The sequence below is a fragment of the Micromonospora orduensis genome, assembly GCF_006228125.1.
GTDB lineage: Bacteria > Actinomycetota > Actinomycetes > Mycobacteriales > Micromonosporaceae > Micromonospora > Micromonospora orduensis.
In genome coordinates this window covers 1-12,215 of record NZ_VDFY01000278.1, presented here as the reverse complement: position 1 = coordinate 12,215, position 12,215 = coordinate 1, and the positions used below count along the sequence as shown (strand labels likewise).

11 protein-coding genes and 1 other RNA gene are annotated in these 12,215 nt (G+C 71.2%); 9 read left to right on the top strand and 3 right to left on the bottom strand.

All coding sequences use genetic code 11. The features are described from left to right. Window positions 1-231 precede the first annotated feature (231 nt). A complete protein-coding gene (locus FHG89_RS29990; RefSeq protein ID WP_139587749.1) occupies window positions 232-903 on the bottom strand; it encodes a bifunctional DNA primase/polymerase in 672 nt (223 codons plus the stop codon). A 252-nt stretch (window positions 904-1,155) separates the two neighbouring features. On the opposite strand from FHG89_RS29990, the gene FHG89_RS29985 reads away from it, so the two are divergent. From FHG89_RS29985 to mctP, 7 genes are all read left to right on the top strand, one after another. Beyond that, window positions 1,156-2,385, top strand: a complete 1,230-nt coding sequence (locus FHG89_RS29985; protein WP_139587748.1) for a helix-turn-helix domain-containing protein — start codon at window positions 1,156-1,158, stop codon at window positions 2,383-2,385. 16 nt (window positions 2,386-2,401) lie between these two features. After that, on the top strand, window positions 2,402-2,974 hold the full coding sequence (locus FHG89_RS29980; RefSeq protein WP_139587747.1) for a flavoprotein: 573 nt from the start codon (window positions 2,402-2,404) through the stop codon (window positions 2,972-2,974). Window positions 2,975-3,068: 94 nt separating this feature from the next. After that, window positions 3,069-3,941 carry a Nif3-like dinuclear metal center hexameric protein gene (locus FHG89_RS29975; protein WP_139587746.1) on the top strand — a complete coding sequence of 291 codons (873 nt, stop codon included), beginning with the start codon at window positions 3,069-3,071 and terminating at the stop codon, window positions 3,939-3,941. Next, on the top strand, window positions 3,931-4,668 hold the full coding sequence (locus FHG89_RS29970) for a zinc ribbon domain-containing protein (RefSeq protein ID WP_139587745.1): 738 nt from the start codon (window positions 3,931-3,933) through the stop codon (window positions 4,666-4,668). Before FHG89_RS29975 ends, FHG89_RS29970 begins: the two co-directional genes overlap by 11 nt. A gap of 3 nt (window positions 4,669-4,671) precedes the next feature. Then, entirely contained in the window at window positions 4,672-5,814 is a 1,143-nt protein-coding gene (locus tag FHG89_RS29965) for a bifunctional RNase H/acid phosphatase (RefSeq protein ID WP_139587744.1), read from the top strand. 162 nt (window positions 5,815-5,976) lie between these two features. Next, window positions 5,977-6,219 (top strand): DUF3311 domain-containing protein, encoded by a 243-nt coding sequence (locus tag FHG89_RS29960; protein ID WP_139587743.1) that lies wholly within the window; start codon window positions 5,977-5,979, stop codon window positions 6,217-6,219. Continuing rightward, entirely contained in the window at window positions 6,219-7,868 is a 1,650-nt protein-coding gene (gene mctP, locus FHG89_RS29955) for a monocarboxylate uptake permease MctP (RefSeq protein ID WP_139587742.1), read from the top strand. The genes FHG89_RS29960 and mctP overlap by 1 nt, the downstream gene beginning before the upstream one ends. Window positions 7,869-7,919: 51 nt before the next feature. Here mctP and FHG89_RS29950 read toward each other — a convergent pair whose 3' ends face one another. After that, window positions 7,920-8,381: a MarR family winged helix-turn-helix transcriptional regulator gene (locus FHG89_RS29950; protein WP_139587741.1), complete on the bottom strand. Its 462-nt coding sequence runs from the start codon at window positions 8,379-8,381 to the stop codon at window positions 7,920-7,922. A gap of 54 nt (window positions 8,382-8,435) precedes the next feature. Between FHG89_RS29950 and FHG89_RS29945 the strand changes: the two genes are divergently transcribed. Next, window positions 8,436-9,659 carry an MFS transporter gene (locus FHG89_RS29945; protein ID WP_139587740.1) on the top strand — a complete coding sequence of 408 codons (1,224 nt, stop codon included), beginning with the start codon at window positions 8,436-8,438 and terminating at the stop codon, window positions 9,657-9,659. Window positions 9,660-9,767: 108 nt separating this feature from the next. Here FHG89_RS29945 and FHG89_RS29940 read toward each other — a convergent pair whose 3' ends face one another. Further along, window positions 9,768-10,529: a sulfite exporter TauE/SafE family protein gene (locus FHG89_RS29940; protein ID WP_139587739.1), complete on the bottom strand. Its 762-nt coding sequence runs from the start codon at window positions 10,527-10,529 to the stop codon at window positions 9,768-9,770. A gap of 131 nt (window positions 10,530-10,660) precedes the next feature. Between FHG89_RS29940 and rnpB the strand changes: the two genes are divergently transcribed. Then, an RNA gene (gene rnpB / locus FHG89_RS29935) (RNase P RNA component class A) lies at window positions 10,661-11,077 on the top strand. Window positions 11,078-12,215: the final 1,138 nt, after the last annotated feature.

Sequence of the window (12,215 nt, the reverse complement as noted above, 5' to 3'; positions counted from 1 at the left end):
AGCCGGTGGGGCGTGGGCGGCCGGGGCGCGAGCCGGACGGCCGGGTGCCGGCCCAGCGGTGTCGTGGGTGGCTGCGCCGGGGCGGCTCGGTGCCGCCGGGATGAGACGCTCTGTCGTCCGTGGACATCGTTCCCCCGTTCGTGGCGCTCGTTCGCGCCGTCCCCCTGTCAACGAGGACCGGCGCCCCGGCGACGCTGTCGGCCACCGGATCGATCGGTGGCCCCGGTGGCGTCACATGCCGCGCCGGGGCAGCGGCAGGTGACCGGGGAACAGGTCGGGTGCGAGCGTCACGCCTTTGGCCCGCAACGCCTCGATCAGCGTGTTCTGCACCAGGTACGAGTCCGGAAGCTGCCAGCGGGCCTGCTCCGGGGCGACCGCCCAGCGGACCGTCCCCTCGGGCAGCCGGGTGGGCGGCGCGGGAATCCACGAGCCCGGTCCGTGCCGGACCACGTGGAAGCAGTGCTCCAGCTCCGGCCGCAGCGGATCGCCGGGGCGGACCAGGAACATCCACCGCCCGGTGGGGGTGACCAGCACCGGGCCGCGGACGCCGGTGCCGGCCGGATGGATCTGCACCGCGTCGAGCACCTGCCGGCCGAGGTCGGCGGGCACCTCCAGCACGTCGAAGGCGCGACCGGTGGGCAGCAGCACGCCGTGGGGGCGGTTACGCCACCAGGTCGCCACCCGGGCCGGGTCGGCGCTGGCGGCCAGCTCCCAGTTCTCCAGGGCCGGGTGGCAACCCACTGTGGGACAGCCGGCCCGGCCGCACACGAAGCGGCTGCGGGCCAGACAGGCGCCGGGCGTGACCTCCCACCCGTGTGCCGCGTACCGGATGGCGACCCGGCGCAGCCGGACGCGTTCCAACGGCGACAGTTCGGCGACGCGCGGTCCGACGTTCCCCCACATGTGTGCCATCTCCCCTCGTCGGGCCCGGCGATCGCCAGGTCGCAGTTCGAGCACCGTCACTGCCGTAACCCACGATCGTTGAGGTTGACGAAACGGCTCATGCAACTTGCACGAAAAGTACGAGGACTGGCTGTACGGCTGACGCACACTCTGTGCGACCAGCGAAAACCTGAAGACGTACGACGGATCGCCGCACCCGCGGACATCGCCGCCGGCCCCCCGGGCCGGCGGCGGCAGGGGAGGGATGGGGAGATGGACGAGCTACCCATAGGGCGGCGAGTGGCGTACTGGCGGGGCCGGCGCAAGATGTCGCAGCAGGTCTTCGCCGACCGGCTGGGCAAGTCGAAGAGCTGGGTGGACAAGGTCGAGCGGGGCGTCCGCCGGCTGGACAAGTTCTCCGTCCTCTACGAGATCGCCGACATCCTCCAGATGGACGTCCAACTGCTCCTGGGCAAGGATCCGGAGCGCCGCGCCGACGCGCTGAACTGCATCGACCAGGTCGAGGTGCAGGAGATCCGGGCGGCGCTGGAACGCTACGACTCGATGAGCGCCTACTTCGACGCGGCGCCGTACCCGCCGCCGCTGGACGACATGCGCAAGGCCGTCAACCACGCCTGGCTCACCTACCAGTACGGCCGCTACGGGATGCTCACCCGGGCGCTGCCCAAGCTGCTGCGCGACGCCCAGGCGGCCGACGCCGCGTACGGCGGTGAACACGCCGCGGAGGCGGCCCACCTGCTCGGGCAGGTCTACCAGATCGCGTCGTCGGTGCTGCGCAAGCTCGGCGAGTGCGAGCTGGCCTGGCTGGCCGCCGACCGGTCGATGGCGGTGGCCCAGCGGGCCGACGATCCGCTGCTGGCCGGCATCGCCACCACCCGGGTCTGCAACGCGCTCGTCGCGATGGGTCGGGCCCGCCCGGCGCTGGAGCTGAACGTCCAGATCGCCAACCGGCTGGCGCCCACCGGCAGCGGCATGGTGTCCCCGGCGCAGCTCTCCGTCTACGGGATGCTGCTGCTCCAGGGCGCGATGGCGGCCTCGCGCATCGGTGACTCGGCGAGCGTCGACGACCTGATCAACGGCGCCGCGGAGGCCGCCGCCCGGCTCGGCGGCGACCACAACCACTACTGGACCTCGTTCGGCCCGACGAACGTGGAGCTGCACCGGGCCGCCGCCGCGGTGGAGCTGGGCGACGGGGGCCGGGCGGTGGAGGTGCACCAGCTGCGCATCCCGGAGCCCGCCTTCAACGCGTTGCTCCCCGAACGCCGCGCACACCACCTGCTCGACATCGCCCGCGGGTACGCCCAGATCGGCGACGTGGCGAACGCGGGCGAGGCGCTGCTTCGCGGTGACCGGCTCGCCGCGTCGGAGATCCGCTGCCGGCCGATCGCGCACGAGGTGATGTCGGACATCCTGCGTCGCACACGTGGTGCGCCGCCTTCTCCGATTGCGGAGTTGGCTGAGCACATGGGAGTAGGGGTATGAGCGCGGAGCCGGTTTGATGGCCGGTTCACCGCACACCAGCGGGCACCGCGAGGTGCTCTACGTCATCGCCTGCGGTTCGCCGCTGGCCAGCAAGGTCGGGCACCTGGTCGACCTGGCTCAGCAGGACGGCTGGGACGTCTGTGTGGTCGTCACACCGGACGGGGCCAAGTTCGTCGACCAGGCCGCCCTGGTCCGGCAGACCGGCCACCCGGTGCGGACGCACTACAAGAATCCCGGAGACCCGGACGTCCTGCCGCCCGCCGACGCCATGATCGTCTGCCCGGCCACCGTCAACACGGTCAACAAGTGGGCGGCCGGGATCGCCGACACGCTCGCCCTCGGGTTGCTGGTCGAGGCGCAGGGCAAGGGGCTCCCCATCGTCGCGGTGCCGTACACCAACGCCGCGATGGCCGCCCATCCGGCGTTCCGGGCCGGCGTGGCCCGGCTGGCCGACTGGGGCGTCACGGTGCTCTTCGGTGACCACATCGTCGCCCTGCACCCGCCGGGGACGGGCGAGCAGCACCTGCACGGGTTCCCCTGGCAGTTGCCGTTGACCGCGCTGCGCAGCGTCTCCTGCCGCGTCGCCTGACCGCCCCGGCGGCGTGCCCCGCGCGTCGCCCACCCGGCGCGGCCGGGCCGGGCGTCGCCGCCCGCAGGCCCGTACGCCGGTAAGCTGGCCCGCCGTGAGCACAATCGGAACCACCCCCACGGTGGCCGACGTGGTGGCCGAGCTGGAACGGCGCTACCCGCCCGCCTGGGCGGAGGACTGGGACCGCGTGGGCCTGGTGCTCGGCGAGCCGGCCGCCCCGGTCCGCCGGGTGCTCTGCGTGGTCGACGTGGTGCCCGAGACGGTCGCCGAGGCCCTGGCCGCCGGCGCCGACATGATCGTCGCGCACCACCCGCTGCTGCTGCGCGGGGTCTCCTCGGTGGCGCCGACGACGTTCAAGGGGCGCATCGTCCACCAGCTGATCCGCGCCGGGGTGGCGCTGCACGTGGCGCACACCAACGCCGACGTGGCGTCCCCGGGGGTCTCCGACGCCCTCGCCGCCCGGTTCGGCCTGACCGGGTCGCGTCCGCTGCTGCGGCCCGCGCCCGGCTCGCCCGCGGCCGGCGACGACCGGGGGTTCGGCCGGATCGGTGAGCTGCCCCGCCCGATGACCCTCGCCGAGCTGACCCGGCACGCCGCCGCCGTGCTCCCCGTCACGTCCTGGGGAGTTCGCGCTGCGGGGGATCCCGGGCGTATGGTTCGTACCCTCGCCGTCAGCGGCGGGTCGGGGGACAGCTTCCTCGGCGCCGCGACCGCCGCCGGGGTGGACGCGTTCCTCACCGCCGACCTGCGGCACCATCCGGCCGGCGAGCACCTCGCCGCCGATGGTCCCGCCCTGATCGACGCCGCCCACTGGGCGACCGAACGACCGTGGCTGGACGACCTGGCCGCTCTCCTGCGGGAAGCGCTGGACGTCGAGACGCTGGTGTCCGACCTGGACACCGACCCGTGGACCGTGCACGCCGCCGCACCCGTTGTGGACGACAAGGAGCCCGACCGTGAAGGCTGACCCTCAGGTGCAGCGCCGCCTGCTCGACCTCCAGGCGATCGACACCAACCTCGCCCAGCTCGCCCACCGCCGGCGTTCGCTGCCGGAGCGGGCCGAGCTGGAGGCGCTGGCCCGGGAGCTGTCGTCGCTGGAGGACGACCGGGTCCGCGCCCAGGTGGCGGTCGACGACCTGGACCGGGACATCGCCCGGCTGGAGAAGGACGTCGAGCAGGTCCGTGCCCGCAAGGAGAAGGACCAGAACCGGCTCGCCGCCGGCACCGGGCCGGCCCGGGAGCTGGAGGCGCTCCAGCACGAGCTGGTCTCGCTGAACCGGCGCCAGGGCGACCTGGAGGACGCCGAGCTGGAGCTGATGGAGCAGCGGGAAACCGCCCAGGGCGTACTGGACGGCGTGGAGCAGCGACTGGCCGACACCCGGGACAAGCGGGCCGCCACCGAGCAGCGCCGCGACGACGCGCTGGCCGAGATCGCCAAGGAGGAGGAGTTCAAGCGGGGCGCCCGTCAGCCGCTCGCCGCCGACCTCCCGGCCGATCTGGTCGCCCTCTACGACAAGATCCGCGAGGACACCGGGCTGGGCGCCGCGCTGCTCACCGCGGGACGCTGCGGCGGCTGCCGGTTGGAGCTGTCCGGCGCCGACCTGGCCCGGATCCGCAAGGCCGCCCCCGACGACGTGGTCCGCTGCGAGGACTGCCGACGGATCATGGTCCGCACCAACGAGTCGGGTCTGTAGGTCGTGGCGCCGCGCGTGGTCGTGGTGGAGGCCGACGGCGGGTCCCGGGGCAATCCTGGGCCGGCCGGCTACGGCGCGGTGGTGCGCGACCCGGAGACCGGCGAGGTGCTGGCCGAGCGCTCCGAGTCGCTCGGCACGGCCACCAACAACGTGGCCGAGTACCAGGGCCTGATCGCCGGGTTGACGGCCGCCGCCGAGCTGGGTGCCGCCGAGGTGGACGTCCGGATGGACTCCAAGCTGGTGGTCGAGCAGATGTGCGGCCGGTGGCAGATCAAGCACCCCGGCCTGCGTCCGCTCGCCGCCCAGGCGGCCGGGCTGGTGGGCCGGTTCACGGCGGTGCGGTTCGCGTGGATTCCCCGCGAGCAGAACCGGCACGCCGACGCGCTCGCGAACGCCGCCATGGACGCCGCCGCCGGCCGACCCGCGTCGACCCGGGCCTCCGCCACCGCCCCGGCCGGCGGTGCCTCGACGGGCAGCGACCCGGCCACCGTGCCGGCGTCCTGGGAACCGCGACCGAGCTTCACGGCCACCCGGCTGATCCTGGTCCGGCACGGCGAGACCGAGTACACCGAGCAGCGGCGGTACTCCGGCCGCGGCGACGTGCCGCTCTCCGAGCGCGGCCGGGCCCAGGCCGCGGCGACCGGCGCCCGGGTGGCCGCGCTGGCCCCGTCCGTCGCGGCCGTGCTCAGCTCACCGCTGTCCCGGTGTACGGCCACCGCCGCGGCGATCGCCGGCGCGCTCGGCGACGTGCCGGTGCGTACGGAGGATGACCTGATCGAGTGCGACTTCGGTGAGTGGGAGGGGCGCACCTTCGCCGAGGTACGCGAGCGGTGGTCGGGGGAGATGGACGCCTGGCTCGCCTCTCCTCGGATCGCCCCGCCCGGGGGTGAGTCGTTCACCCACGTCGCCGAACGCGCGCACCGCGTGGTCGCCGGGCTCGTCACGTCGTACCCCGGGGAGACCGTGGTGGTCGTCTCGCACGTGTCGCCGATCAAGCTGGTGCTGCGCGACGCCCTCGCGGCCGGCGACGGCTTCCTGCACCGGCTCTTCCTGGACGCGGCAGGCATCTCCGTGCTCGACATGTGGCCCGACGGTGGCATCGCGGTACGCACCGTCAACGACACCGCCCACCTCCCGGCCGGCTGAGCCCGCCCACCTCCCAATCGCCCGGCCGGTCGGTCGCGCCGTTCGGCGCAGCCGGCCGGCCGTTCGGCGCAGCACCTCCCGAGTGATTCACGTGACGACGGTCACAGAGTCGTAGCCTCCGGCCGTTACATCGAGAGCCTCGACTCCCCGGAGGTGTGTCAGATGGCTGCACCGGAACCGGAGGCGCCCACCACGGCGCCGGCCAGGGCGAAGGACCACAGCCCCTGGAACTGGTTGCTCTTCATCCCCATCGTGGTGCCGCTGATCCCGGCGTTCTTCAATGGCGACTCGCCCCGGGTGTTCGGCTTCCCGCGCTTCTACTGGCTGCAACTGGCCTTCATCCTGCTCGGCGTCGGCACCACCACGTTGGTCTACCAGATGACGAAGAAGCGGGGAGGCCGCTGATGTGGCGCGACCATCTCACCGAGATCATCGTCTTTTCGTTCCTCTTCCTGCTGGTGAGCGCGATGGGCTTCGTGGCCGCCCGCTGGCGGGCACCCAAGGACATGGCGCACCTGGACGAGTGGGGGCTGGGCGGGCGCAGCTTCGGCGGCTGGATCACCTGGTTCCTGGTCGGCGGTGACCTCTACACCGCGTACACCTTCGTGGCGGTGCCGGCGCTGATGTTCGGCGCGGGCGCGGCCGGGTTCTTCGCCGTGCCGTACACAATCGTCATCTACCCGCTGGTCTTCCTGGTGCTGGTCCGGCTCTGGTCGGTGTCGCACCGGCACGGGTTCGTCACGCCTGCGGACTTCGTCCGCAACCGGTTCGACTCGCCGGTGCTGGCGCTGCTGATCGCGATCACCGGAATCGTCGCCACCATGCCGTACATCGCGTTGCAGTTGGTCGGCATCGAGGCGGTGCTCAAGACGATGGGCGTCACCGGCGACAACGCGCTGGCCCGGCACCTGCCGATCATCATCGCGTTCGCGATCCTGGCCGCGTACACCTACCAGTCGGGGCTGCGCGCGCCGGCGCTTATCGCGTTCGTCAAGGACAGCCTGATCTACATCGTCATCCTGGTGGCGGTGGTCTACCTGCCGTACAAGCTGGGCGGCTGGGGGGACATCTTCGCCGCCGCGGACGCGAAGTTCGACGCGTCACCCAACCCGAACGACGGCATCCTGCTCAACGGCAACAACCAGCTCCAGTACGTGACGCTGGCGCTCGGTTCGGCGTTGGCGCTCTTCCTCTACCCGCACAGCATCACCGGTGTGCTGGCCAGCCGGAACCGCGACGTGATCAAGCGGAACATGTCGGCGCTGCCCGCGTACAGCCTGCTGCTCGGGCTGATCGCGCTGCTCGGCTACATGGCCATCGCGGCCGGGGTCAAGCCGCTGCCCGGCAACTCGGCCGGCTCGGTGGACAACAACACGATCGTCCCGCTGCTGTTCGACCAGCAGTTCCCGGACTGGTTCGCCGGTGTGGCGTACGCGGCGATCGGCATCGGCGCGCTGGTGCCGGCGGCGATCATGTCGATCGCGGCGGCGAACCTGTTCACCCGCAACATCTACAAGGAGTACCTGAAGCGGGACGCCTCCCCGGCGCAGGAGGCCAACGTCTCGAAGATCACCTCGCTGGTGGTGAAGGTCGGCGCGGTGGCCTGCATCGTCTTCCTCGACCCGCAGTTCTCCATCGACCTCCAGCTGATCGGTGGCGTGATCATCCTGCAGACGCTGCCGGCGGTGGCGCTGGGCCTCTACACCCGCTGGTTCCACCGCACCGGGCTGATCGTCGGCTGGGCGGTCGGCATGGGGCTGGGCATGTGGATGCTCTACCAGGTGGCCAGCCCGACGAAGAAGCACTTCGGTGGGTCGGCGTTCCCGCTGTCGGAGTTCGGCTTCGACACCACCAGGACGATCTACGTCGGCATCGTGGCGGTGCTGGTGAACCTGGCCGTCGCGGCGCTGGTCACCCTGGCGCTGCGGGCCGCGAAGGTGGCCGAGGGGGTCGACGGCACCGAGCCGGACGACTACTTCGCCGACGAGGGCGATCCCCGCGTCACCCCGGGCACCGATCGCGACGCCGAATCGGCCCGCGAGCCGGTCGCCTGACCTCGGGTACGCGCCCGGGCACCGAGGTTGTCGGTGCCCGGGCGTCCCTGTTCAGCGGCGGCGGTTACGGGAGACCAGGGCCTGGTTGAGGCGGCCCAGCAGGGCGGCCAGGGCTGCCCGGTCCTCGCCGCTCCAGTCGGCCAGCATGTCGCCGTAGAGCCGGGTGCGGGCGGCCTGCACGGCGGCCATCCGTTGCAGGCCGGCCGGGGTGGGGGAGATGACCGTGCCGCGGCCGTCCGTGGGGTCGGGGGCGCGGACGATGAGGCCGTCGCGTTGCAGGGCGGAGACCTGCCGGGTCACCGTCGAGCCGTCCAGGTTGAGCCGGGTGGCGAGCGCGGAGACGTTCTGCGGACCGGCGTCGGCCAGGTGGCGCAGGATGACGTACGCCGCGCGGTCGAGCACCCGGTGCTCGGCGGTGCCGGTGGCCCGCCGGGTGGCCTCGCCGAAGCGCATCAGCAGGGCCACCTCGGTCTCGATCCGACCGAGGGTGGTCTCGTCGTCGTCATCGCTCATAGCTGTATGATACAGGGTAAGTGTCTGTATCATACAGCTAATTGGGGAGTCGGAGTGGATCGGCGTTCCGAACCGAACCGCAGTGCCATCTACGCCACCACACTGGTGGCCTTCCTCGCCATCGCCGGCATCGCCGTCGTCGACCCGATCCTGCCCGCCATCGGCGACGCGATCGGGGTCACCGCCTGGCAGGTCGAGCTGCTGTTCACCGCGTACATCGCGGTCATGGCCCTCGGCATGATCCCGGCGACGCTCGCCAGCGGCCGGTTCGGCTTCAAGCCGGTGCTGGTCACCGGCGTCTCCGTGGTAGGCCTCGCCGCGATCCTCGCCTCGTTCAGCGACAACATCGTCCAACTGTCGGTGCTGCGCGGCGTCTGGGGCCTGGGCAACGCGATGTTCTTCGCCACCGCCATGGTGGTGCTCGTCAACCTGGCCGTCGACCGGGAATGGGTGGTCGGCCTCTTCGAGACCGCCCTCGGACTCGGCTTCGCCGTCGGCCCGCTCATCGGCGGCCTGCTCGGCGAGATCAGCTGGCGGCTGCCGTTCTTCGTCTGCGGCGTGTTCATGGTCCTCGCCCTCGGCGTGGCCGCCAGCAAGCTCCGCGAGCCCACCAACCGGCAGGCCCCCGTACGCGTCGGGCAGATCTTCGCCACCTACCGCCGCCCGGCGTTCATCGCGCTCTGCGCGGTCACCGCCGCGTACAACTTCGTGTTCTTCGTGGTGCTCGGCTACACGCCCCTCTTCCTCGGCCTCGACGTCATCCCGCTGGGGTTGGCGTTCACCGGGTGGGGGCTCGGCCTGGCCGCCGGCATCCTGGTGATCGGACACCGCCTGGCCCACCGGATCGGCGCCGTGCAGACCGTCGGCGTGGCGATCGCCGGCCTGCTGGTCTGCATGGTCCTCTTCGCCACCTCCACCAGCACCGCCGAGGCGCTCGTCGTGCTCGTGCTCGCCGGTCTCTGCATGGGGCTCGCCAACGCCAACCTCACCGACCTGGCGCTCGGCCTCGGGTCCAGCGACCGCAGGCTCGCCACCGGCGCGTTCAACCTGGTCCGCTGGGGTGCCGCCGCGCCGGCGCCGATCATCTCCGGCAAGCTCGCCGAGCAGTCCCTGTCCCTGCCGTTCTGGGTCGGCTTCGGGGTGCTCGCCGTCGGCGTGCTGGTCTACCTGGCCTTCGCGCACGTGATTGCCGCCGGCTACGGCGAGCGGGTCCTCTGGTCCCGCTGGAACCGCGCCGCCGCCGACACCGAACACGAGCCTGTCGGCGAGACGTACTGATCCCCGGCTCCCGCTTCAAGATCCGCGCACCTTCACTGATACTGCTGCCCCGACGCGCGCTGAGGCAGCAGTATCCCGGAAGTTGCGCGGATCTTGGCGTGCGGCGGGTCAGGTGAGGGCGCGCCAGAGCAGGTACAGCCCGATCGTCGTGCCGAACACCACGATCATGGTCTTGAGCACCACCGGCGGCAGCCGACGGACCAGCCGGGCGCCCGCGTACCCCCCGATCAGCGTGGCCGGCGCGACCACCGCGACGGCCGCCCAGTTCAGCGGGCCGAACAGGGCGAACACCACGAGCGTGGTCAACCCCACAAGCGCGGAGAGCAGATTCTTGATCGCGCTGACCCGCGCCAGGGTCGCGTCCAGCACCAGGGCCAGCCCGGCGACAAGCATCACCCCGAGCGCCGCGCCGAAGTACCCGCCGTACACCGCGCCGAGCCCGACCATCGTCTGCACCGCGACCGTCCGCTGCCGGGGCGACAGATCCCGGGGATGCCCGACCAGCCGGCGCAGCGGATCCTGGAAGGCCAGCACCGCCGTCGCGCCGAGCACCAGAAACGGTACGACCAGCTCGAACGCGCGGGCCGGAGTCGCCAACAGCAGCAGCGCCCCGAGGATCGTGCCGACGATTGTGGTGGGCACCAGCGTGGCCAGAGCCCGAGGGCGCGGCAGGTCCGTCCGGCTGCCCGCCACGCTGGCCACGTACCCGGGGAACACGGCGACGGAGTTGCTCACGTTCGCCGGCACCGGCGGCAGACCAGCCGCGATCATCGCCGGAAAGGTGATCAGCGAACCGCCACCGGCCACCGCGTTGATCGTGCCAGCGGCGAGACCAGCGGCGAGCAGCAGCGCGGCGTGGGAGAGATCCATAGCCCCACGAGGCTAGCCGGCCGCCGCCTCGGGGGACGAATCCGCCGGACCACCCATGAGCTGCGCGATCTTGTTCGGGCGGGGTGGCAATACCGGTGGCACGCTCGTCGTTAGGATGAGAGCGCGACGGACGAGTCGACCGGGCGGTCGCGTCGGCGGGTTTCGACCCGCCGCCGAGGAACGTCCGGACTCCACAGGGCAGGGTGGTTGTTAACGGCAACCCGGGGCGACCCGCGGGACAGTGCCACAGAAAACAGACCGCCGACCCCAACGGGGACGGTAAGGGTGAAACGGTGGGGTAAGAGCCCACCAGCACCCCGGGTGACCGGGGTGGCTCGGTAAACCCCACCCGGAGCAAGGCCAAGCAAGGGCCGTCACCGCAAGATGACGACCCGGCGCAGACGCTTGAGGGCTGCCCGCCCGATGTCTGCGGGTAGGCCGCTAGAGCCTGTCGGCAACGGCAGGCCGAGATGGATGGCCGCCGCCGGCGCAAACCCCTTTGGGGTACGCGCCGCGCACAGAATCCGGCGTACAGGTCGACTCGTCCGTCGCCCACCAGTTCGCAGCCTAGATCAAGGCTGCGAACTGGTTGTATATCCGGCTACCTATGGGTGTTGGTGGTCATCGTTGGTCCGCGTTCGATGCCCTGGAGGCGCCCCGACGCCCTGGGGACGCCCTGATCTTGAACGTCGAGCGTCAGCTTGGAAGGACGAAGATCACCGCTCCGAGGTGCCCGGGTTGGAAGTCGGAGTCGCCGTAGGCTCATGTCGGCTGCCGGGTCTTGTCGTAACTACTCCGTAGGCTTGGAGCTCAGCATGGGATCTTTCAACCCGGAGGAGACGGCGCGGGTGACCGAGCATGAAGCTGCGACGAATGGCGCGCCGAAGCGGACGCGTCCGGGAGCCGACATGATGGCGCCGATTCGGGAGATGTCCGCACGGCAGCCGCTCGACACGATGGCGCCGATCCGCGAGGTGCTTTCCCGGCAGGCGTCTACCATCGTCGGTCCGCTGTTGCCCCAACTGGCCAAGTTGACGGCTGACGCAGCGGGTCAACTGTCGAAAGATTTGTTCCTGCTTTCAGCCGAGTCCAGTGCAGCCGCCCTGGAACGGATCAGCAGCACCTCTGGGCAGATCTCCCTTGACGACTTGGCGACGAAGTCGCGGGAGTCCCCGGTTACGCCGAACTGTGGCGATCGGTTGAGGACGAGGTCGAGGCACTCCTTGAAGCCGGTAGTGAGGACGTTTCCGCTGAATCAGCGGGGGCTGTGTGTGACGAGGAAGCCGCGGGCTGGCACGTCTCCTGGTTGCTCTTCTCCTTGCGGGCCTCGCTGCCGTCCACCAAGTCCGTCGATGCGTTCATGACGGCTGCCTCCATCACCACGACCGCCATCGTGATGTGCGCTGTGTTGCGAACGGCGTATCCCGCTGCATGGAGCGAACTCGAAAAGCTACACATGACCCGTTCGAACTCGCGGGGTGGCTGTTCGGTCTGGTGGGCTACGTCCGAGAAGAGGGCGAGAAGTAGTCGCCTCACCGGGGGCCTCCAGCACATCCCCATGTCGGCTCCGCCTGAAAACTGACCACGTGGTTCCGGCTGAATCGGGACCACCTCCTGAAGCATCGGGAGGTGCTGAGCGTGGAGGACTGGGCGGAGATCCGGCGGCTGCGGCGGTCGGAGGGCATG